The organism is Veillonella parvula (assembly GCF_902810435.1).
Taxonomy (GTDB): domain Bacteria; phylum Bacillota; class Negativicutes; order Veillonellales; family Veillonellaceae; genus Veillonella.
Genome location: NZ_LR778174.1, coordinates 1,679,532 through 1,702,764, shown reverse-complemented (window position 1 = coordinate 1,702,764; position 23,233 = coordinate 1,679,532). Strand labels below are relative to the sequence as shown.

At 41.0% G+C, this 23,233-nt stretch carries 25 protein-coding genes; all 25 read left to right on the top strand.

Features of this window, described 5'->3' with window-relative positions:
• Window positions 1-9: 9 nt before the first annotated feature.
• The 25 genes from rpsI to hemA all read left to right on the top strand — a co-directional run bounded on the left by rpsI (window position 10) and on the right by hemA (window position 23,232).
• Entirely contained in the window at window positions 10-402 is a 393-nt protein-coding gene (gene rpsI / locus FNLLGLLA_RS07725; protein ID WP_004695188.1) for a 30S ribosomal protein S9, read from the top strand.
• Window positions 403-507: 105 nt separating this feature from the next.
• On the top strand, window positions 508-1,458 hold the full coding sequence (locus tag FNLLGLLA_RS07720; protein ID WP_156697242.1) for a ribonuclease D: 951 nt from the start codon (window positions 508-510) through the stop codon (window positions 1,456-1,458).
• 91 nt (window positions 1,459-1,549) lie between these two features.
• Window positions 1,550-2,341, top strand: a complete 792-nt coding sequence (gene fabM / locus FNLLGLLA_RS07715) for a trans-2-decenoyl-ACP isomerase (protein WP_156697241.1) — start codon at window positions 1,550-1,552, stop codon at window positions 2,339-2,341.
• Window positions 2,342-2,511: 170 nt separating this feature from the next.
• Window positions 2,512-3,267, top strand: a complete 756-nt coding sequence (gene pgl / locus FNLLGLLA_RS07710) for a 6-phosphogluconolactonase (RefSeq protein WP_156697240.1) — start codon at window positions 2,512-2,514, stop codon at window positions 3,265-3,267.
• Window positions 3,268-3,303: 36 nt separating this feature from the next.
• Entirely contained in the window at window positions 3,304-3,546 is a 243-nt protein-coding gene (locus tag FNLLGLLA_RS07705) for a Sec-independent protein translocase subunit TatA/TatB (RefSeq protein WP_004695192.1), read from the top strand.
• A gap of 14 nt (window positions 3,547-3,560) precedes the next feature.
• Window positions 3,561-3,869 (top strand): heavy-metal-associated domain-containing protein, encoded by a 309-nt coding sequence (locus tag FNLLGLLA_RS07700; RefSeq protein WP_021148497.1) that lies wholly within the window; start codon window positions 3,561-3,563, stop codon window positions 3,867-3,869.
• Between the two features lie 68 nt (window positions 3,870-3,937).
• A complete protein-coding gene (locus FNLLGLLA_RS07695; RefSeq protein WP_004696849.1) occupies window positions 3,938-4,381 on the top strand; it encodes a cupin domain-containing protein in 444 nt (147 codons plus the stop codon).
• Window positions 4,382-4,397: 16 nt separating this feature from the next.
• Complete coding sequence (locus tag FNLLGLLA_RS07690; protein ID WP_058948072.1) at window positions 4,398-5,801, top strand: DASS family sodium-coupled anion symporter; 1,404 nt, start codon at window positions 4,398-4,400, stop codon at window positions 5,799-5,801.
• A gap of 535 nt (window positions 5,802-6,336) precedes the next feature.
• Window positions 6,337-8,007: a dihydroxy-acid dehydratase gene (ilvD, locus tag FNLLGLLA_RS07685; protein WP_156697239.1), complete on the top strand. Its 1,671-nt coding sequence runs from the start codon at window positions 6,337-6,339 to the stop codon at window positions 8,005-8,007.
• Window positions 8,008-8,049: 42 nt separating this feature from the next.
• A complete protein-coding gene (gene ilvA, locus FNLLGLLA_RS07680) occupies window positions 8,050-9,273 on the top strand; it encodes a threonine ammonia-lyase (protein ID WP_024061815.1) in 1,224 nt (407 codons plus the stop codon).
• Window positions 9,274-9,291: 18 nt separating this feature from the next.
• Window positions 9,292-11,001, top strand: coding sequence for a biosynthetic-type acetolactate synthase large subunit (ilvB, locus tag FNLLGLLA_RS07675; RefSeq protein WP_156697238.1), 1,710 nt, complete (start codon window positions 9,292-9,294; stop codon window positions 10,999-11,001).
• Entirely contained in the window at window positions 11,001-11,489 is a 489-nt protein-coding gene (gene ilvN / locus FNLLGLLA_RS07670; protein WP_004696811.1) for an acetolactate synthase small subunit, read from the top strand. Before ilvB ends, ilvN begins: the two co-directional genes overlap by 1 nt.
• Before the next feature lie 11 nt (window positions 11,490-11,500).
• Window positions 11,501-12,286, top strand: a complete 786-nt coding sequence (locus tag FNLLGLLA_RS07665) for an ABC transporter ATP-binding protein (protein WP_156697237.1) — start codon at window positions 11,501-11,503, stop codon at window positions 12,284-12,286.
• A 141-nt stretch (window positions 12,287-12,427) separates the two neighbouring features.
• Complete coding sequence (gene ilvC / locus FNLLGLLA_RS07660; RefSeq protein ID WP_156697236.1) at window positions 12,428-13,435, top strand: ketol-acid reductoisomerase; 1,008 nt, start codon at window positions 12,428-12,430, stop codon at window positions 13,433-13,435.
• A gap of 220 nt (window positions 13,436-13,655) precedes the next feature.
• Window positions 13,656-14,120, top strand: a complete 465-nt coding sequence (gene tnpA / locus FNLLGLLA_RS07655; RefSeq protein WP_038125930.1) for an IS200/IS605 family transposase — start codon at window positions 13,656-13,658, stop codon at window positions 14,118-14,120.
• A gap of 238 nt (window positions 14,121-14,358) precedes the next feature.
• Complete coding sequence (locus FNLLGLLA_RS07650; protein WP_021148487.1) at window positions 14,359-14,820, top strand: DUF3290 family protein; 462 nt, start codon at window positions 14,359-14,361, stop codon at window positions 14,818-14,820.
• 12 nt (window positions 14,821-14,832) lie between these two features.
• Window positions 14,833-15,552 carry a DUF421 domain-containing protein gene (locus tag FNLLGLLA_RS07645; protein WP_021148486.1) on the top strand — a complete coding sequence of 240 codons (720 nt, stop codon included), beginning with the start codon at window positions 14,833-14,835 and terminating at the stop codon, window positions 15,550-15,552.
• A gap of 120 nt (window positions 15,553-15,672) precedes the next feature.
• Window positions 15,673-17,400, top strand: coding sequence for a TIGR03960 family B12-binding radical SAM protein (locus FNLLGLLA_RS07640; protein WP_021148485.1), 1,728 nt, complete (start codon window positions 15,673-15,675; stop codon window positions 17,398-17,400).
• Window positions 17,401-17,409: 9 nt separating this feature from the next.
• Window positions 17,410-18,264: a purine nucleoside phosphorylase YfiH/LACC1 family protein gene (locus FNLLGLLA_RS07635; protein WP_156697422.1), complete on the top strand. Its 855-nt coding sequence runs from the start codon at window positions 17,410-17,412 to the stop codon at window positions 18,262-18,264.
• A 176-nt stretch (window positions 18,265-18,440) separates the two neighbouring features.
• Complete coding sequence (locus FNLLGLLA_RS07630; protein ID WP_004695221.1) at window positions 18,441-19,127, top strand: YggS family pyridoxal phosphate-dependent enzyme; 687 nt, start codon at window positions 18,441-18,443, stop codon at window positions 19,125-19,127.
• Window positions 19,128-19,180: 53 nt separating this feature from the next.
• Window positions 19,181-19,678 carry a cell division protein SepF gene (locus tag FNLLGLLA_RS07625; RefSeq protein ID WP_004695224.1) on the top strand — a complete coding sequence of 166 codons (498 nt, stop codon included), beginning with the start codon at window positions 19,181-19,183 and terminating at the stop codon, window positions 19,676-19,678.
• 26 nt (window positions 19,679-19,704) lie between these two features.
• On the top strand, window positions 19,705-20,499 hold the full coding sequence (proC, locus tag FNLLGLLA_RS07620) for a pyrroline-5-carboxylate reductase (protein WP_156697423.1): 795 nt from the start codon (window positions 19,705-19,707) through the stop codon (window positions 20,497-20,499).
• 2 nt (window positions 20,500-20,501) lie between these two features.
• Window positions 20,502-21,287, top strand: coding sequence for a YlmH family RNA-binding protein (locus FNLLGLLA_RS07615; RefSeq protein WP_156697424.1), 786 nt, complete (start codon window positions 20,502-20,504; stop codon window positions 21,285-21,287).
• A 57-nt stretch (window positions 21,288-21,344) separates the two neighbouring features.
• Window positions 21,345-21,992 carry a precorrin-2 dehydrogenase/sirohydrochlorin ferrochelatase family protein gene (locus FNLLGLLA_RS07610; RefSeq protein ID WP_156697425.1) on the top strand — a complete coding sequence of 216 codons (648 nt, stop codon included), beginning with the start codon at window positions 21,345-21,347 and terminating at the stop codon, window positions 21,990-21,992.
• The gene (hemA, locus tag FNLLGLLA_RS07605; RefSeq protein WP_156697426.1) at window positions 21,961-23,232 is read left to right on the top strand and encodes a glutamyl-tRNA reductase; all 1,272 of its coding nucleotides are present in this window, start codon (window positions 21,961-21,963) and stop codon (window positions 23,230-23,232) included. Before FNLLGLLA_RS07610 ends, hemA begins: the two co-directional genes overlap by 32 nt.
• Window position 23,233 lies beyond the last annotated feature (1 nt).

The window sequence follows — 23,233 nt, the reverse complement described above, 5'->3', positions numbered from 1 at the left end:
GAATATATAATGGCAGTAGCACAATATTACGGCACTGGTCGTAGAAAATCTTCCGTTGCTAGAGTTCGTCTGGTACCGGGAACAGGTAAAATCACTGTTAATAAACGTGAACTTAATGATTATTTCGGTCGCCAAACTTTGGAATTGATCGTAAAACAACCTTTGAATTTGACTAACACAGTTGAACAATACGATGTAATCGCAACTGTAGCTGGTGGCGGTCCTTCCGGTCAAGCTGGTGCAATTCGTCACGGTATCTCCCGTGCGTTATTGGACGTAGATGGCGAACTTCGTCAATCTTTGAAAAAAGCTGGCTTCTTGACTCGTGACCCACGTATGAAAGAACGTAAAAAATACGGTCTTAAGAAAGCTCGTAAAGCAAGCCAATTCTCCAAACGTTAATATTTGGAATACAGGATATTACACCTGCAGACAATGTCTGCAGGTGTTTTTTGTGTTTTATTTATGGTATAGTTAAAATATATTTTGTTTGTTAAGGGGGATATTATGGGAAATAAAATTATATATGAGAAGGATTATGTTACAAGGATTAATTTAAAAACAGCTACAGATCAAAGGGAGAAATTAATCGACTTCTGCTTACATGATAAAAAACAATTTCTAGCTATAGGTTGGAGTTGTGTTGATTTTGAATCTGACGATTATCGTAAGTTTTATGATACAGTAGTAGAGTATGTACATGGGCAGAAGCGTCGGTTAAACCCCGCTTTAAATATATTTAAGGATGCGTGTGTGAATGATTTATTTTGGACACGAGATTTGAATGGTATTTATTGGATTTGTAGAGTAACAGAACCTGCAAAAGCTTATTCAAATAAAGATTTAGATATTGGTGCTGTTTTACCTGTTAAAGCCTATGCAGTTGGCTTAGAGGTACCTGGACAAATAAAAGCGTCTTTCAATCGATCTAGAGGCGGTATTGTACAGCGATTACAAGAGCCAGTTATCACCGAATATTCTAAGTTTGTATTTAACAAATTATCTAATGAAGAATTTTATGAGGTTAATTCAAATATAGCAAATAATATGATTGATAATTTACCTGCTTTTGAATTAGAGGAATTAGTAATTTCTTATATTCAAATTGTTGAAGGTTACTATCTTCTTTCTAACTCTATTGCTAATAAATCAACGACTGTAAAAATTGAGTGTCAATTTATTTCTCGTGACATTAATAATGTAAAAAAAGCCGTTGTTCAAGTTAAAGCAAAACAAGCGTCAGAGTTAGATGCTTGTGGTTTTAAAGCATATGAGGATAAAGGCTACTATATTTACTTATATGCACCTAAAATTAAGAACTTAGATATAATGAAAAATGTAATTAAGATATCAACTGAAGAGTTACAAGATTTTTATGTTAAATACAAAGCTATTTTGCCGGAATCTATTACTCAATTCGAAAATTTATTTAATATTGGGTTTAGTGAAAAGAATTAATTTTACATTTACATCCCCACTTAATTTTCCTATAATAAAGATATAATAATCGAATTTTTTCGAAAATAGATTTTTATATAGGAGAAATCATATGATTTATAATACAATTCAGTACGTAGTGGACAACGGTATTGGTACGTTGACCTTTAATCGTCCAACCGTAGCCAATGGTTTTAATATTGAGATGTGCAAGGAGATCCTTGAGGTCTTAGATAAGGCTCATAATGATGAAAGCGTTCGTGCGTTGCTCATCAATGCAGAGGGTAAGGTATTCTCTGCGGGTGGCGATTTAACAGAGATGGAGCGCGCTGTAAACGAAGGGGATACTGAGTCTTTATTTGAAATCGTTGAGCTAGTAGCTGAGATTTCTATGGCTATGAAGAAGTTACCAAAACCTGTTATCATGAGCCTTCAAGGGGCTGCGGCAGGTGCTGCCTTCAATATGGCTTTAGCAGCAGATTTTGTCGTGGCGGCTAACAATGTACGTTTTATTCAAGCCTTCGTAAATGTAGGCCTTGCTCCTGATGCGGGCGGTTTATTCTTGTTGACGCGTTCTATTGGTATGAACCGTGCTATGCATATTGTCATGACCGGTGAAGCCGTATCTGCTGAAAAGGGGAAGGAACTGGGCTTTGTGTATAAGGTTTGTGAATTAGAAGATTTAGAGACAGCTACAAGACGTCTTGTTGAAAAATTGGCAAAAGGGCCTGCACAATCTTACCGCGTTATGAAGGAAATGATGTGGAATAGCTTCTTAGTGGGTTGGGAAGAGTACAAGAAGTTTGAAGTAGAAAACCAATGTAAATTAGGTCTTTCAGAGGACTTCAAAGAAGGAGTCCGTGCTTTCACAGAGCGTCGCCGTCCTAAATTTGGTCAACAATAATATTGATTTATGAATATACGGAATGGAATTTCCTGTAATTCATAAGAAAATACAAATATAATTAGAACCGATGTGGCTCCAACTATTGAGTTACATCGGTTTTGCTTTCATTACACAGAAAAAGTGTATATAATAGAACTATTGAAATAGTTTTAGGAGGTCATTATTACATGGCTCAAGATACAATTAAATGTTATGACAGCCCTAGCGATGTAGTTAAAGCATTAGCAGAGGATTTTATTGCTTTCACCAACGAGGAAATCAATCGCACTGAAACGTGTGTTGTTGGTATTACGGGCGGGACTGTTATTAATGGTTTATTAGAATTGCTTAATTCCCCAGAATATATTGAACGCCTCAATTGGGAACGCATATTCTTTGTGTGGACTGATGAGCGATTCTTGCCGCAATCTCATGAGGATAATTACTTCAATCGCGTAAAACCTTACTTGTTGTGTAAGGCGAAAGGGGCGGCTCATTTCTTGCCAATCAATACAGATTCTAAAACTGTAATAGAAGCAGCAGCGGAATACGAGAAAGAGGTTAAGAATGTTCTCAAGGCTTGTAAAAAAAGTGGCCTAGATTTGGCATTGCTCGATCTTGGAGAAGATGGTCATACAGCCGGCCTATTTGCAGGTTCTCATGCATTGCGTGTCACAGATCAAGAGGTGGTAGCCGTTGAGGATGGAAAGGTATGGGAACGTATTTCTATGACCTTTTCGTTCTTAGCAAAATCTGATGCGGTTTGGTTTACCGTAACTGGTGAAAGTAAGCGAACTGCGTTGACAAAGGTATTGTATCAACGCGAAGATTACGAGGATTTGTCTTGGGAAAAACGCATTGGTCGTGTATTGCCTGGTGCGGTACTTTCACAAGAAGCTATGACCTGGTATGTGGACAAGGCAGCCTATGATGATGTACACTAAAGAGTATAAGTAGTAGTAAAAATAAAGGAGATACATATGGGGTCTATAGGAACACCTGAATTAATAGTTATATTAGTGATTGCTCTAGTTATCTTCGGACCTGGTAAATTGCCTGAAGTCGGTAAAGCTATTGGTAAAGGCATCAATGAGTTTAAAGATGCTATTTCGGGGCCTAAAAAGGCTGTTGATGAAACGAAAGAAGCCGTTAAGAAAGCGACTACTATCGATGTGACAGCAGGGGCTAAGAACGACGATAAACATAAAGAAGCTAACGATTAATAGGAGGTAACACTATGTGTAAAGATTGTGGTTGTGGCGAAGATAATGGCGTTGTAACAAAGGTATTTACCGTACCGGGGATGATGTGCAACAACTGTAAAGAAACAGTTGAAGGTGCATCTCTAGGTTTGCCTGGCGTATTAAGTGCAGAAGTAGATTTGCCAGAAAAGACTGCTACTGTTTCTTTTGATCCAACAAAAGCATCTGTAGAAGTTATTACAAAAGCCATTGAACGAACTGGCTTTGAAGTGGCAGGCGTTGCAGACGGTGTACAAAAACATAGTCATGGATTACTAGGCACTTTGAAACGTCTCTTCAAATAATCGAACCGATGGAGCTGTATTGAAACCTTGTTTCGATGCAGCCCTTTTTTGTTTAAAGAGGTAATACGATGATACGTAAGTTTGATGCTAAAAATTTTAAGTGGGATGGTATCGAAACCTTGGTGTATAAACAAGATGGTAGCCCTTTTAAAGATGTAACACGTCAAGTATTATACGATGGGGCTTATGATATTCCGTGTCAATTCCGCTATTTTGAATGTTTGCCAGGAGGGTATTCTACCTTGGAGTATCACGATCATACGCATATGGTTATGATATTCCGCGGTAAGGGGCAGGTCTTATTAGGTGATGAAATCCACGATGTAGAAGCTGGTGACTTTATCGAAATTCCAGGCAAAACAATTCATCAATTCCGTGCTAATAAGGGCGATTATATTGGTTTTCTTTGCTTGGTAAATCAAGATCGGGATAAGGTAAAATTATTATCCCCTGAAGAGATGGAAATGTTACGAGCAAATCCTAAGATCAAAGAATTTTTGGAAAGTTGTTAAGCCTGATGGAGGTTCTATGAATACTTTTACACGAGCGGCCCTTACCGTTTTAGTGGGGCTCGTCATTTGGTTTTTACCTCATACAGAGGCAATCAAGCCGGAAGGTTGGCATTTATTAGCTATCTTTACGGCTACTATTGTGGGCTTTATATTGCGACCTTGGCCAACGGGCATTATGGCGCTTTTTGGTATTGTTGTAGCCGTAGCCACTAACTCCATCACTATGGTACAGGCACTAGGTGGCTATGCAGAAGCGAATGTGTGGCTTATCGTAGCAGCCGTATTCTTTTCTCGCGGTATTATTAATTCTGGCCTTGGCAAGCGCATTGCGTACACCTTGATTCGCTCCTTTGGCACAAGCTCATTAAAGCTTGCCTATGCTTTGGCTTGTACAGATTTGATTATTTCTCCAGCTACACCATCTAATACGGCGCGTGGTGGTGGTATAGTATTCCCCATCGTACAAAATATTTCCTTAGCATTTGACTCTGAACCATATGGTAATACGGCTCGCCGCATTGGGGCGTACTTGATGACGACGGCACATACTATTAACACCATTACAGTAACAATCTTCTTGACTGCATGTAGTGGTAACTTGCTTATTACGTCCTTAGGTGCTAAACTGTTTGGCTATGATATATCTTGGTGGGAATGGTTCCAAGCCGGTGTCATTCCTGGTGTGATTTGTATGATTTTGATGCCTTGGTTTATCTATAAAATCTATCCACCAGAAATCAAGGAAACACCAGAGGCTGCAGCAATGGCTCAAAAAGAACTAGATGCTCTTGGACCTATTACGAAGGCCGAAATTTCTGTTGCCATTATTTTTGTTCTTTGTATCTTACTTTGGGCTACAGCAATTTGGACTAAGCTTCATCCTACAGTAGTAGCGATGATGGGGGTTCTGGCGTGTGTTGTGACTGGCTCTCTTACGTGGGAGGATATTTTGGGTGAACGCACCGGTTGGGATATCCTCATCTGGATGGGTACGCTTGTAGGCATGGCTGGGCTGCTTGGCAAACTCGGTGTAGTAGCTGTCTTTGCAGACTTTGTAAGTCAACATTTAGCTGGCTTTGACTGGTTCTGGGCGTCTTTTATCATTTCCGCTACCTTTGTGTACTCTCAGTATTTCTTTGCCAGTGGCACGGCGCGTATTACGGCTTTGTTCTCCGCCTTTGCAGCCATTTTAGTGGCGATGGGGGCTCCTATTCCGTTTACGATATTGCTCTTTGGTTTGATGAACAGTCCTGGCTGTACATTGACTCATTATAGTTCAGGTGTAACACCAATCTTCTTCGGTGCTGGCTATGTGCCACAAGGTACATGGTGGCGCGTAGGTCTTGCTATCTCTGTGGTGAGCTTCCTCATTCATTTCTGGGGCGGCACCTTTGGCATGTGGCTCTTTGGTATCTTATAATATAATTAATCCCTCACTTCGGTGAGGGATTTTTCTTGTTATACCTATACTTTTTATACCTTACTAGGTTTGCTATAGTTTTTAGGTATGGTGAACTTCATAAAAAAACTATGATGAATCTATAGAATTTATTGTGAATTATCTTGCGCGGGATAATATAACGTGTTATTATTATTCCGTGATTAATATTACAGAATATTTTAGGAGGAAACATGTTAGGTTTAGTCATTAGCTTATTGATTATTGCGCTAGTCGTGATTATTAATGACATTCGAATTATGAACAACAACTTAACACGTTTTTGTCTTAGAAGTTCCGCGAATGGTTTAATATACAATCAATAAGATTTGACTATATGGTTTGTTTCTTATGTGTATATTTTCCAAGGGGTACATAGGATTATTTATGTATATAGGAATTCTGTAAACAAAAGGAATATCATTTGTAAACTTTTAAGACGATTCATTGGAATCGTCTTTTTTTATGCGTCGTGAAAGCTGTCCAAGTGGATGCTTTCAAAAGTGAGGAGATTAACATGAGTTGTAGAAGTGACAATTTGAAAACAGGCGTAGCACGTGCACCACACAGATCTTTACTAAAAGCTCTAGGTTTTGTTGATGAAGAAATGGGTAGACCCGTCATCGGTATTGCCAATTCTTTCAATGAAATCATCCCTGGTCACGTAGGCCTGAAAAATATTGTACAAGCCGTAAAAGACGGTATCCGCAACGCAGGTGGTGTGCCAATCGAGTTCAATACTATCGGTATTTGCGATGGTTTGGCAATGAACCATATCGGCATGAAATACTCCTTAGTTACACGTAATATCATTGCAGATTCCATAGAAGCTACTGCTATGGCTACACCATTCGATGCGATGGTATTCATTCCAAACTGTGATAAGGTAGTGCCAGGCATGTTGATTGCAGCTGCTCGCCTTAATATCCCATCTGTATTCGTATCTGGTGGGGCTATGCTCGCTGGTGTACATAAAGGTAAAAAAATTGGTTTGTCCGATGTATTCGAGGCCGTAGGCAAACATCAAACTGGTGAAATGGATGATGCTGAGCTAGCCGATATCGAAAATACGGCATGTCCTACATGTGGCTCTTGCTCTGGTATGTATACGGCAAATACAATGAACTGTTTAACGGAAGCTCTCGGTATGGGCCTTCCTGGCAATGGCACAATCCCAGCGGTATATTCTGAACGTTTGCGTTTAGCAAAATTAGCGGGTATGCAAGCGGTAGAGGTATTAAAAGCAAACCTTCGCCCTAAAGATATTATGACTCGTGAAGCCTTTGAAAATGCGGTAGCTCTTGATATGGCTTTGGGTGGCTCCTCTAATACGGCGCTTCATTTACCGGCTATTGCTCACGAAGCAGGTGTACCATTATCCTTAGACGATTTCGATCGCATCGCCCAAACTACACCTCAATTATCTAAATTATCTCCATCTGGCATATATTTTATTGAAGACTTGTACGCTGCAGGTGGTGTATCTGCCGTGTTGAAACGTTTAGCAGAAAATGGTCGTCTTCATACAGATTGCAAAACTGTTGCTCTTAAAACACAAGGTGAAATTGCAGCGGCCGCTCATGTTGTGGATGAAGATGTTATCCATCCATGGGATAATCCAGTACATGAAACTGGTGGTATTGCGGTTCTCAAAGGTAACCTTGCTGTAGATGGTTCCGTTGTAAAAGCCGGTGCTGTAGATGCAGATATGCTTGTTCACTCTGGTCCAGCAAAGGTATTCAACAGCGAAGAAGAAGCGGTTGAAGCTATTACGGGCGGTAAAATCGTAAAAGGTGATGTTGTAGTTATCCGCTACGAAGGCCCTAAAGGTGGTCCTGGTATGCGTGAAATGTTGACACCAACATCTATGATTGCTGGTATGGGTCTAGATAAAGATGTAGCTTTGTTGACAGATGGACGCTTCTCTGGTGCGACTCGTGGTGCATCCATAGGACATGTATCTCCAGAAGCAGCTGCAGGCGGTACCATTGCTATCGTTGAAGATGGTGATATTATCAACATCGATATTCCAAACGGTAAATTGGAACTAGCTGTATCTGATGATGAAATCGCTCGTCGTAAAGCTGCATTGAAACCATTCAAATCCAATGTAACTGGATATCTTAAAAAATACGCTCTTCACGTATCCTCTGCTGCACAAGGTGCTATCGAAGTATTTGAAGACTAATACTCGACTTTCATTTAATACTAACTAGAGGAGACCGTGTATATGTATAAGTTATATGATTTTATGGAGGCTCGTGAGCGCTTGAGCACAATCACTGTGAAAACGAAGTTACTTCATAGTGATGTGTTTTCTGACGAGTGTGGCAATGATGTATATATCAAGCCAGAAAACCTGCAAATAACAGGCTCTTTCAAGGTTCGTGGAGCTTATAATAAAATTGCAAAACTAACAGAAGAGGAAAAGGCGCGCGGTGTTATCGCTGCGTCTGCCGGTAATCATGCACAAGGCGTGGCCCTTGCTGCGAAACGTCTTGGCATTAAAGCGACTATTGTCATGCCGAAACATACACCTCTTATTAAGGTGAATGCTACAAAACAATACGGTGCAGATGTTGTACTATTTGGCGAGATTTATGACGAAGCCTATCAAAAGGCGATGGAGTTGCAAAAAGAACACGGTTATGTGTTCGTTCATCCCTTTAATGATGAAGATGTCATCGAAGGGCAAGGTACGATTGCCCTTGAGGTGCTTGATGAATTGCCTGATGCGGATATTTTGCTCGTTCCTGTTGGGGGCGGTGGTATCGTATCTGGTATTGCGGCTGCGGCGAAATTAAAAAATCCGCGCGTTAAGATTATCGGTGTAGAACCAGAAGGTGCAGCGAGTGCCCTAGCTGCCTTAAAGGCTGATCATCCTGTACCTCTCGATGAAGTGGCGACGATTGCAGATGGTACGGCAGTACGCCAAATTGGGGAAACTACATTAGAATATATCAAACAATATGTAGATGAAATTATTACCGTATCTGATTATGAATTGATGGAAGCGTTTTTATTGCTTGTTGAAAAACATAAGTTAGTAGCTGAAAATTCTGGTATTTTACCACTCGCTGGTCTTAAGAAATTAGAGTGCCGCGGTAAAAAGGTGGTAGCTATCGTCAGCGGTGGTAATATCGACGTACTAACTATTTCGTCAATGATTAATAAAGGTCTCGTATTGCGCGGTCGTATCTTTACTTTCTCCGTTAACCTTCCTGATAAACCAGGTCAATTGGTTGCGGTATCTCAAATGCTGGCGGATGCAGATGCAAATGTTATTAAACTCGACCATAATCAGTTCAAAAACCTTGACCGTTTCCATGAAGTGGAATTGCAAGTAACGGTAGAAACAAATGGTGAAGAGCACATCCAACACATTATTGATACTTTCAAACATAATGGCTACATTATTAAACGTTTAAATTCCAGCGAAATATTGTCTGAATAGCTGGGTGAAAGGGTTCTTATGAGCGCAGAAACAATCAATGGGGCACGCATTGTCCTTGAAACATTGCATCGCCTTGGTGTAACCGATATGTTCGGCTATCCAGGTGGCGCAGTAATTCCAATTTATGATGAAATATATAGCTTCCCTGAAATTAAACATTACTTTGTTCGTCATGAACAAGGTGCTGCACATGCGGCAGATGGCTATGCTCGCGTATCTGGTCGCGTAGGTGTATGTCTTGCTACCTCTGGTCCTGGCGCAACGAATCTTGTAACAGGTATTATGACTGCGTACATGGATTCCGTACCTATGGTGGCCATTACTGGTCAGGTTGGTCGGCCCTTTATCGGTAAGGACTCCTTTCAAGAGGCGGATATCCAAGGCATTACGATGCCTATAACTAAGCATAACTATCTTGTTCAAGATATTCATGATTTGCCTCGCATCATTAAAGAGGCGTACTTTATTGCTGGCACAGGTCGTCCAGGCCCTGTACTCATCGATATTCCGAAGGATATTCAAACCGAAAAAATATCCATGGCGGAATACAACAAATTGTACGAAGTACCTATTCATCTTGAAGGCTATGATCCAACCTATAAAGGTCATCAAGGCCAAATCAAAAAAGCAGCTACTCTCATCAAAAATGCAAAGCGACCACTTATCATTGCTGGGGCAGGCGTATTGAAGTCTGGTGCTATGGATGAGCTTAAAGAATTAGCTGAAAAGGCTCAAATCCCAGTGACGAATACATTAGTTGGCCTTGGTGGCTTCCCGGGAGATCACGAATTGGCCCTTGGTATGGTTGGTATGCACGGTTCTGTTGCAGCTAATAATAGTACAGATGAGGCTGATCTTGTGATTGCTGCAGGGATTCGTTTCCATGACCGTATCACAGGCCATCCAGATTTCTTCTGTAAAAAAGCTAAAATCATCCATATCGATATCGACCCAGCTGAAATTGATAAGAATGTTACAATCAACGTGCCTATCGTAGGGGATTTAAAACAGGTATTAACGGAGCTTAATGCTCTTGTAGAACCTACAACGCATGAAGCGTGGCTTGAGCAAATCCGAGAATGGCAAGCGGAATACCCTATGGTGATACCTGAATCGAAAAATGGTGTATTACATGCACAATATGTGTTGTCTGAGCTTAATAAGATTGCCAAGGAAGATGCCATAATCGTAAGTGACGTTGGTCAACATCAAATGTGGGCGGCTCAATTCTTAACTCATAAAAAACCTCATACTATCGTTACCTCTGGCGGTGCGGGTACCATGGGGTATGGCTTACCGGCGGCTATTGGGGCTCAAGTAGGGGCACCTAAGAAGCAAGTTATCCTCGTTGTCGGTGATGGTGGTTTCCAAATGACTTGTGAAGAGCTCATGATGGTACGCCAATATAATTTGCCAATCAAGATTATTATCATTAACAATGGTTATCTTGGTATGGTTCGTCAATGGCAAGAAATCTTCAATGATAGACGCTACTCTTATGTAGATTTAGAAGTGAGTCCGAACTTCGTGAAACTCGCAGATGCATTTGACTTAAAAGCAGCGCGTCTAGATAATGTTGAAACTTTCAACAAAGAATTTAAATCATACATTACATCGGATGAAAGCATTGTCTTGGATTGTCGCGTTGAACGAGAGGATAATGTATTGCCAATGATCCCAGCAGGCGGCACGATAAGCGGTATGATGGGTAAGAAAGGGGTGCTATAATGGCGAAAGAACATCAAGTCTTAATCATTGCAAAAAATGCACCAGGTATTGGTACACGTATCTTGGCACTCTTTAACCGTCGTGGCTTTAATGTTACAAAAATGACATCTGGCATTACAAATCAGCCAGGTTATGCACGTATTACTATTACTGTAGAGGCCGATGACCGAATTCTTGATCAAGTGCAAAAACAAATCTACAAGCTCATCGATGTTGTTAAGGTTAAAGTGTTTGACGATCATGATGTGGTATGCCGTGAGCTAATGCTTATCAAGGTAAAAGCATCTGCTTCCACAAGATCACAAATTGTACAGATTGCCGATGTATATCGTGGTAATGTGTTAGATATTTCTCCTACATCTATGATCATTGAAGTCATTGGTAGTGTAGAAAAATTACGTGGCTTCATTCAAATTATGGAAACCTATGGTATTCTTGAAATTGCTAAAACAGGTATTACCGCTATGAGCCGTGGAGAAAAAATGTAGGAGCTGATAACGTGGGGCGTGAATTACTCCATTATGAAAATGTCTGCTTTCGCCGTGATGGTAGACCTATTTTAGATAATGTAAATTGGCATATAGAGGAAGGTGAACATTGGGCCTTATTAGGTCTCAATGGAGCTGGCAAATCAACGCTACTCAGCATGCTACCGGCTTATCAAATTCCTACAACGGGCACTTTGCGTGTGTTTGGTAAGGAGTTTGGCAAATATGCGTGGCCTAAAATCAAATCTAGACTAGGATTTGTCAGTTCTGCTCTTGGACAATTTCAGTCAACCTTGGATAAACAAGTCGTTGAAGATATTGTTATTTCTGGTGCGTTTAGTAGCATTGGTATATACCAAGAGGTAGCACCTGAGGTCCATCAGCGAGGGATAGAACTACTATCTGAATTTGGACTAGGCTATTTGGAAGGGCATCGTTTTTATACCTTATCTGCTGGTGAGCAGCGTCGTGTATTATTGGCACGGTCCATCATGGCAAATCCAGAATTATTGATTTTGGATGAGCCTTGCTCTGGTTTGGACTTACCAGCGAGGGAGCAGTTTTTACGCACCGTATCCACTTTGGTAGCTGAGCAGCAGACACCGATTATCTATGTGTCACATCAAATTGAAGAGATACTATCGTTTATTACTCATGTAGCTATCTTGCGAGAGGGTAAGATGATTCATGCAGGTCCTAAACACAAGGTACTAACTGATGATATTTTATCTGATATCTTTGGACTTTCCGTACAAGTTGTATGGAAAGATGATCGTCCATGGGTGATGGTTCGGTAGTTATCAAATTTTTTTATCAGAGGCTTAAAACTTGGCTTACTGATAATAAATTAATGTACGCCACATCTTGCAAAAATTTGTTAGATTGTGTACAGTATATATAATCTATATTCTATTGAATATGTTTGGAGGTTGTCTAATATGGCAGGTAAAATTTTAGGTACTACAGTTTATTATGATGCAGATTGTAATTTAAGCAAATTGGAAGGCAAAAAAATTACAGTGTTAGGTTACGGTTCCCAAGGTCATGCTCATGCATTGAACTTGAAAGAAAATGGTATGGACGTAACAATTGGTCTTCGCGGTGGTTCTTCTAGCTGGAAAGCGGCTGAAGAAGCAGGTCTTACAGTGAAAGAAACTGCAGAAGCCGTTAAAGGCGCTGATATCGTTATGGTATTGATTCCAGACGAATTGCAAGCAGACGTATATGCACAAGATATTGCTCCAAACTTGAAACAAGGTGCGTACTTGGCATTTGCTCATGGCTTTAACATTCACTTTGGTAAAATCGTACCTCGTGAAGACATCAATGTATTCATGGTAGCTCCTAAAGGTCCTGGTCATTTAGTTCGTCGTACATACCAAGAAGGTTCTGGCGTTCCTTGCTTGTACGCTGTAGAAAAAGACCCATCTGGCGATACTGAAGAAGTGGCATTAGCATGGGCATCTGGTATCGGTGGTGGCCGTTCTGGTATTTTGGAAACTAACTTCAAATCCGAAACTGAAACTGACCTCTTTGGTGAACAAGCTGTATTGTGTGGTGGTGTTACTGAGTTGATCAAAACTGGCTTTGAAGTATTAACTGAAGCTGGTTATGAACCTGTTAACGCTTACTTCGAATGCTTGCATGAAATGAAATTAATCGTAGATCTTATCTACGAAGGTGGCTTCCAAAAAATGCGCCACTCCATCTCCAACACTGCTGAATACGGCGACTACCATGCAGGTCCTCGCGTAATCACAGCGGATACTAAAAAAGCGATGGAACAAATCTTGGCTGATATTCAATCTGGTAAATTTGCTGATGAATTCTTGGCAGATTCTAAAAATGGTCAAAAATTCCTTAAAGAACACCGTGAAGCCGCTGCTAGCCATCCAATCGAACCAGTTGGTGCAGAACTTCGCAACTTGATGAGCTGGTTAAAATAAGAGCATTACTTAGGTAATCTTTTGTGAGATTATATGCTTATTAAAAGCGACCCCGTAAGGGGTCGCTATTTTTTATCTTTGTACGCCGAATAGGCATGACTAAACCCCCAGTTAAACTGGGGGTCAGTAAAATTTCTTAGAGAAAAGGAAAGAACCTCCTAGTGCTAAAATGGAGTTGGTCTGGCAACCACAACATTTCAACATAGGAGGTTCAATGTCAATGAATGACGTAAAAAGCTTATCACATAGTAAATGGAGATGTAAATATCATATTGTTTTTGCTCCAAAGTATAGAAGGCAAATAATTTATGGTCGGATAAAAGCTGATGTAGGTAAAATTCTAAGAGATTTATGTAAGAGAAAAAATGTAGAAATTATCGAGGCAGAATGCTGTCCGGATCATATACATATGCTAGTAACAATTCCACCACATTTAAGCGTATCAAGTTTTATGGGATATTTAAAAAGCAAAAGTAGCCTCATGATATTCGATAAACACGCAAATTTAAAATATAAGTATGGAAATAGACATTTTTGGTGTAGAGGATATTATGTGGATACGGTGGGAAGATATGAAGGAGCGATAAAAGAGTATATTCGCAATCAGTTACAAGAAGATATAGCACAAGATACATTAAACTTTAAAGAATATACCGACCCGTTTACGGGTGAGCCGGTAAAATAGGCAAAATAAAAGCCCCCGAGTAGGGGGCAGCCAGTGGTAATAGAGTGGTTGTCAGATCATTCAATGCCCTCTTTAGAGGGCCACCACTAGAGAAAGACCCTTATAGGGTCAGGGCAAACCACCCGTTCTACGGGTGGTTATGATTTCTTACATTATTTTGGGCCATCTTGACGATTACATCGAAAATATTGGAATCAAATATGGTATAATAAAAAGTAATATTTGAAAGGAGTGTAGCATGGATTTTTACACATTAGCCTATGTTGAAAGTCAGGCTGTAATAGGTCAAACTTGGGGCTTTATTATAATTGTAGCTGTTCTGTTAGCATTACTCATTTTGGGAGTACAAGTATTGCGAAATGGTTTTACTAGTCGCTATCGTGACCTGATGATTATATTGTCTTTAATCGTAGTGTTCTTCTTAGGGCTTGAATACCAAGAGTATAATCGGATGAAAACCTATTCTGAGGACTCCTCTCGTATGGCTCAATTTTTACATTCTTTTAGTTCAGATCGTTCCGTACCGAGCGACCAATTGGCGGTTAACTCCTTAAAGATTCGTAATGGTATGATTTTAAAAGTAAGTGATGCTTACTATGAGGTTCAATTTAATCCAGAATTTTCAACCTATACTATTACACGTGTTTATAAGGTAAGTCCTATAGATCGAATTCATGATAAAGCGGACACATTACCATAAGGAGGACCACATATGACAGAAGCTATGGCCGTCTATGGGATGGTCTTTGCAAAACTCGCCATCGGTCTCTTGGCGATTATTCTACAAATCAATTTAATGGGTAAGGGCAATTTAGCCCCAACCTCTGCTTTAGACCAATTGCAAAACTACGTACTTGGTGGTATTATCGGTGCCATTATTTACAATGATCAAATTGGCATTTTACAGTTTATGTTAGTTCTTATTTTATGGACTATCCTCGTAATGACTCTTAAGTTTTTAAAAGGGAATCTTCGTATTTTTAAAGCAATTCTTGATGGTCATCCAGTTATAGTAATCGAAAAAGGTCATATTCTAACAGAAGAATGTATGCGTTATGGTATACAAGCGGCTGAACTTAAATTAAAACTTCGTGCTGCCGGTGTTCAATATGTTACGGATGTTAAGCGTGCCGTATTGGAGCAAAACGGTCAGCTCAACGTGGTTCAATTCGGTGAAGATAATATTCGATTTGACCTTATCGATGATGGTCAAATTAATCAGTTTACCCTCGATGTAATTGAAAAAGATAGAGATTGGCTTGAACAAGAAATCCAAGCTCAAGGATACTCTGTTAAGGACATATATATTGCAGAATATAAAGATGAAAAAGTTGTTGTATATCCTTATGAAAGAAAACATCGCCCACAAATTGTAAGCACTCTTAAAAGTAAGACCGCTCATACTAAGGATAAATTGAAATCTAAATTGTAATATCTATTGGTTTTTTATTATAGGCGAAATTAGTATTATGTAATTTTATAGATGTACAAATGATATGTAAAGTGTTATTAAGCCCACTATTCGTAGTGGGCTTATATAGAAAGGAAATTAGTGAATCGTAAAGATTTAATTGATCGATTACAAGAATTATATAAAGATGAAGACAGTCGGGTAACAGTAAATCCTCATGCAGGGCAAAAAGTAGCTATCGTTTATCCGAATACATACTTTGTGGGCATGAGTAATCTTGGACTTCATATCATTTATGAGGAAATCAATTTACGAAATGATAGCGTCTGCGAACGAATCTTCTTGCCTGAGAAAAAGGAATTAGAAGCTTACGATAAGACTAAGACTCCGCTTATGAGCGTTGAAACACAAAGGCCTATGCATCAATTTGATGTAGTTGCTTTTGATGTCACCTTCGAAATGGATTATTTCCATATTCCTTTGATGTTGCGCCATGGCCGTGTACCTATCATGGGAAAAGACCGTACCGAATTTGACCCTATCGTTATTGCAGGGGGCCCTTGTGCGACCTTTAACCCTGAGCCTTTTGCCGACTTTATCGATGCTTTTATCATCGGTGAAGGGGAAGGTATCGTCAGTCGCGTACTAGATATCATTCGAGATGGAAAAATGGAAGGCTTGGATCGTCACGCTATTTTACGTCAATTAGCGGATGTATCGGGTGTTTACGTACCATCCCTGTATGTGCCGATTTACAATGAAGATGGTGAATTTAAAGGCTATGATATTGCTGAGGGCGTGCCTAAAACGATCAAACGTCACTTTGAAATGCTCACTAGCGGTGGTGAAACGGTAGTAGCTACGAACTATACTGAATTTGGTGCTATGTATATCATCGAAGTAGCCCGTGGTTGTGGTCGGCACTGTCGCTTCTGTATGGCTGGATATTGCTTCCGCGTACCGCGTGTACGTCCTTTGGACATTTTGAAAGAAGGCGTAGAGCGCGCAGAAAAGCTAGGTAAAAAGGTAGGCCTCATGGGCGCTGCTATCTCGGATTATCCTGAGGTAGACGAACTCGTTAATTATATTCGCTCTAAAGATATGCGCTACTCTTGTGCATCCTTGCGGGCTGACTCATTAACGCAAGCCGTGGTGGATGGACTGGCGGATAGTGGACAAAAGACGATTACCATTGCCCCAGAAACGGGTAGTGAACGGTTGCGTCGCGTCATTAATAAGGGTATCAGTGAAGAGCATTTACAAAATGCAGCCACCTTATCTGCAAAGTCAGGTATTCAGCATATGCGCTTATATATTATGATTGGGCTGCCAACGGAAACCAATGAAGACATTGAGGCTATTGTAGGTCTTGCGGAGAGAACGCAGGCTCATATGGAAAAAGTAGGCTGTAAAGGTCGTTTAACGCTCAGTATCAATCCCTTTATTCCGAAACCTTTTACACCGTTCCAATGGATGGCCATGGATAACCAAAAAGCAGTGGAGAAAAAGCTGCAATATATAAAGAAAGCATTGCAAAAGAATCGCCGTATTGAGGTTCTCGTAGAGTCGCCTAAAGAGGCGTATATACAAGGGGTTCTCGCTCGTGGGGATCGTCGCTTAGGCGCTGTCATTGCAGCATGTGCAGCCGATCGGGGCAGTAAATCTTTTAAGTCCGAAATGAAGGCTGCTGGCCTGGATATGGATAATATGAATTATCGTGAACGCAGTTTTGATGAATTCTTGCCGTGGAGCCATTTAGATATGGGCATGGACGAGGGTTATCTCGAAATGGAATGGAAACGATCCATCGATGAAGCCTATACACCGCCATGCACACAAGGGTGTAAACGATGCGGTGTTTGTAAATAGGAGGAATTGATGAATCAATCGGTAAAGTGTATAGATGTGAAAGGTCCCCATGGAACGTGGTCTTATGAGACGCCAAGCTGGAGTGAGCGATTTCCTATTGTTATGGGCGATACCTATCGTCATGGTGGCGTATCTAAAGCCCCTTATGAATCATTAAATCTAGCTTTTCATGTAGGCGATGAAGCTCAGAGTGTACGAGAAAATCGAGCTATTATTGCGAAATATTTAGGTGTTGAACCAAACCGTATTTCTTGTGGCAATCAAGTCCATGGTTTAAAGGCTGTAGAAATCACAGAAGACCTTATTGGGGCCGGTGCTTTTGGAGAAGATACGGCTATCGATGATTGTGATGCGGTATTTACAAATCTACCTCATGTGCCATTATTTCTGTTCACTGCAGATTGCGTTGGCGTAGGCATTTACGATGCCAAACATCATGCGATTGCAACGACACATGCAGGTTGGCGTGGTGCCATTGGCCGCTTACCAGTACTTACTATTGAGGCCATGAAAGAGGCTTATGGGACCGAGTTCAAAGATTGCTATATATATCTTGGGCCTAGTATTGGACCAGAGTCCTTTGAAGTAGATATAGAACTAGGTAAACGCTTTGAATTAGCCTGGAGAGATATGACAGACAGAGATTCATCTGATGTTGTCAATTATCCTGGTGATAAATTAGATAAGGCTTATATCAATTTATGGAACTTTATTGGTGAGGATCTCGTTGTAAATGGCGTTCCTCCAGAGCATATCACGATTGGTGGTACCGATAGTGTAACGGAAGTAGACTGTTATTCCTATCGCCGAGAGGCTGGGCAAACAGGTCGTATGGCCTTATTTGCGATGTTACAAGACCGATAAAATTCGACTTTCACAGGAATCATAATAAAGTATGATATTTTATATATATACATGCTTGGATTTGTGGAAGGGATAAGCCTTAAATCATGTACATTTGACCTTAAATACTATATAATAAAATAGTCTATACAAATATATTTGATGATTATGATATATAGATTGAAGGGGGCATTCACGTGATTGAAGAATCCCTACACGCTATACAGCAACGCATGGCCGATGCTATGGCGCGTGTTGGTCGCGTAGATACAGCATTATTAGTGGCGGTTACAAAGAACCACCCTGTGTCGGCTGTGGAAGAGGTCGCACGGCTCGGTGTCACTCATGTAGGAGAAAATCGAGTACAAGAGGCCAAAGAAAAACAGCTAACCTATAAGGGGCCACAATTAACATGGCATTTGATTGGTCATTTACAGGTCAATAAGGTGCGCCAAGCGGTTCCTATGTTTGATTTAATTCATTCTGTGGATAGCCGTAAATTATTAGATGAAATCGAAAAGGTTGCTGCAAAGCACGATAAAATACAAGATGTATTACTGCAAGTCAATGTGGCCCGCGAAGCTTCTAAAACGGGAATGACCGTTGAAGAGTTTCCGGAAATACGAGATTATGCAAAAACATTGCCTCATGTACGCGTGCGGGGCTTGATGTGTATGGCGCCATTTTTCGATGATCCACAGGAAGCTCGTCCAATCTTTCGCGTAGCGAATGCCTTGTTTGAGGATATGAAACGCTACTTTGAAGAAGGGCAGATTCAATATTTATCTATGGGGATGACTCATGACTTTGAGGTCGCTTTGGAAGAAGGGGCTAACATCGTTCGTGTAGGCACAGCAATTTTTGGGGAACGTGTATATTATTAAGGTTCGGGTTACCTGATAATCGGAAGCGTTAATTGTATTAGGAGGAAATCCAAATGGCATTGGGAGATTATTTAGACAAAGCAAAAAACTTATTCTTAGGCAGAACTGATGATGACTATGAATATGATGATTACGAATACGAAGATGAAGAGGAATACGAAGCTGAACCTACCCCAGTAGCAACAGCGGCTCCCGTGTCCGGCGCATCTGAATTTCATCCACGCAAGGTAGGAGGCCAATCTACGATGACACAACGTCCAACAGCTATGAAAGTAGTTGTAATTGAACCAAAAGTATTTGAAGATTCTGAAAATATTACACATCAATTGCGCGACATGCGTCCTGTATTGATTAATTTTGAAAATACAGACCCTCATGAAGCAGCTCGTATTGTAGATTTCGTATCTGGTGCGACCTATGCATTGGATGGCAAATTGGAAAAAGTAGGTAAAGACATTTTCATGTGTGTACCTGTAAATATTTCCATTGATTATAATGACAATGAAAGCAACACAACTGAGCAAAACGAATATTCTTGGGAAAACAAATAATCTCTCTATAAATGGTGGTGATAACTATGTTAGGTAAAACCCTATGTATAGGCGTTGGCTCAATGGGTGGCGCTCTATTGCGCGGTGCATTACAGCATGGTGTGTTGAAAGCCTGTGATACACACATTCTAGTGCGTCGCGAAGAACAATGTAAGGCTCTTACAGAGGAGCTTGGTGTAGTAGGTTTTACTACATTGCCTAATGTAAACGAGTACAACACTATTCTATTGGCTGTAAAACCACAAGTGTTACCATCTGTGTTAGAGACTTTAAAAGAAGTACCGTATGGGACTGTTATGATTTCCGTTGCCGCAGGCGTCACCTTAGATACTCTTGATGCGGCGATTCCACAAGCTAATTGGTTTAGAGCTATGCCAAATACACCGGCTTCTATCGGTGCTGGCATGACGGCACTTGCTGGAGATGATGTGAATACTGACCTAGGTCGTACTGTACAAGCCTTATTTGAGGCTGTAGGTGAGGTAGCAGTGGTGAGCGAAGCCGATTTAGATCGCTTAGGCGCACTATCTGGCGCGGGCCCTGGCTATATGTTCGTTATCCTTGATGCTTTAGCTGATGCGGGCGTTCGTATTGGTTTACCACGTCAGCTAGCCATAAAGGCGGCGGCTCAAACGATGTACGGTGCTGGTAAGATGGCTCTTGAAAGTGGCAATCATCCAGCAGTACTACGAGATCAAGTGACCAGCCCCGGTGGCACCACCATTGCTGGTATTGGTGCCATGGAAAAAGGTGGACTTCGCAGTGCTCTCCAAGATGGCGTAGTAGCATGTCTTGCTCGGTCGAATGAATTGGGGAAATAATTTTGGCAGATACTAGTAAATTAATTCGATATTTTGAAGCCAGTGGCAGCGGTGAGGAAGCTCGTCGCATGCTTGACTTGGCTGAGCAGGTTGTTAAAGGTCGCCCCTATCGCGTGGCGGATTTTACGAGCCCTGCAGGTCTTGTCATTGCAGACGCAATCAAGGCTAACTACCCACAGATTATCGTTAAGACCGATGGTGGCTATGAAGGGGCGGAACGTATCCGTATCGCCTTTGTAGATAGCGACTTTAACGGTACCGTGGACATGGGCATTCGCGCCCTTAAGGTGAATTGGGACCCACGGTTCCGATTGCTTACCCATCGCGATGTGCTGGGCTCCTTGATGGGCCTTGGCATTGATCGCTCCAAATTTGGGGACGTTATCGTCCAGCAAGGGGGCGCTCAGATTATGGTGGATGAAAGCGTGGCTGATTTCGTAATTCAAAACTTTACGAAAATTGCTATGGTTTCTGTATCTGTAGAGGCTATTGAGTTATCAGATATTGCACCAAAAGAAGAAAAAATTAAAGAAGTCCGCACTACAGTCGCTTCCTTGCGCTTAGATGCGGTAGCAAGCTCAGGCTTTAGTGTATCTCGCACTAAATTGGTGAGTGCTATCAATGCGGGCTTATTACAAGTAAACTGGCAACCAGCTAAGGGGGCATCCCAAGAGGTTAAAGAAGGGGATGTCATTTCCATGCGTGGTCGTGGCCGAATGAAGGTAGAAGCTATTACAGGTATCTCTCGTAAAGGGCGTATCGGCGTATATCTGAAACGATTTATGTAGGCAGTTGAAAATCGGCTTGACCATCAAGCCGATTTTTTTGTATATAGTAGGACAGCCATGGTATCCATAACATTTCAACCTACAACTGAAGATAGAATCCTATTCGTAGGCGGCGGAGAAGTAGCGGAACGACGGATGCAGCTTTTTATTGAGGAGCCTTGCCAAATTGTCGTTATCGCTCCTGCTGTAACGGATACGATTAGCCAATGGGCAAAGGAAAATCGCATCACTTGGTGTGATCGGGCTTTCACAATGGACGACGAAGAGCATATTATTTCGAGTAGTTTGCTGTTTATCTGCACAGATAATCATGAACTAAACGATACCTTGTATGAGCTAGGGAAAAAACATCGAGTGTGGACAAACCGTAGTGATGACCCGAGCGCGTGCAGCTTTACTGTGCCATCGTCTCTTGAACTCGGCGATCTTCATATTGCTATTAGTGCTAACAATGTAGGCCCGCGTATCAATCGTCTCGTACGACAAGATATGATGAATCGTTATGGTCAGTTGCAAAAGGCTATGCCTAGACTTAAAATATTTAGAGAAGAAGTAAAGTTACTGCTTCCTACTCCAGAGGCTCGACAGAAATTTTGGCGAGACAATCTGACGGTAGAAACATTTGAAGCCATTCTCAAGGGAGAGTGGATGATTATAGAGGAGAAACTAAACCATGCAATTAGTGGTATTAGGTCTAAATCATAGAAGTGCCGCTGTAGAGGTGCGTGAACGTTTCTCGTTTGATAAAGACGAGGTAGTTTCCGCACTAAACCGCCTCTATGAATTTGACTGTATCTCAGAATGCGTTATATTATCCACCTGTAATAGAACGGAAATTTATGCTGCTTTAGAAGGTGTAGAATTTCCAAAGGATTACATGTTGGCAGTATTAAAAGATTTAAAAGGCGCAGATCATATCGATGCAGATGCGTTCTTCTTCTACGAAGAACGGGACTGTATTGAGCATCTATTCCGTGTGTCTGCTAGCCTTGATTCCCTTGTGTTGGGGGAAGGCCAAATCTTGAGCCAATTAAAAGGGGCTTATATTCAGGCTTATAGCGCAGGCTGTACGGGAACAATTTTTAATATTTTATTCCAACGGGCTATTAGCGTTGGTAAGAAGGTACGTACTAATACGGGCATTGCTAATACGCCTGTATCTATTAGTTACACGGCGGTCAATCTTGCGGAGGACAGTTTAGATAAGCCATTATCCGAGGCTACAGTACTTATTTTGGGTGCTGGTACGATGAGTGAATTGACAGCTACTCATTTACAAGCGAAGGGTGTAAAAACGATTTTCGTATCTAATAGAACCTTTGCTAAGGCTGAAATGTTAGCGGAACGCTTTAATGGTAAAGCTGTTAAGCTCGATAACTTTGTAGAGTATGCTAAAGATGCGGATATTCTTATTACATCTACAGGGGCACCGCATTATATTATTACTGAAAAAGAAGCGAAGAAAATTACGACTCTTCGTAAGGGTGAACCAATCGTTATGATTGATATTGCGGTACCTCGTGATATCGACCCTGCGGTGGCAGATTTGGACGGTATTTATCTATTTAATATTGATTCTCTTGAAAGTGTAGTAGAAGAAAACAAGGCACAACGAGAAGAGGAAGCTCGTCGTGCAGAACCTATTATTCACGATGCTATTGAAGAGTTATTGGATAAATTAAGCTATTTAACAGTGCGTCCGATGATGGCATTGCTTACAGAAAAAGCGGAGCGTATTCGCCGTCGTGAATTACATCGCGCATTAGCTAAATTGCCAGATATTTCCGATAAAGAGCGCCGTGTTATGGACTCGATGAGTCGCATGATCATTCGCAAAATGTTGCGTGAACCGATGATTCACTTCAACGAAATCGCTGGTACAGAGGAAGAGGGCTTGTACTGGGATTTATTCAAAGATATGTTTAATCTTGAGAAAGAAGGCTAAT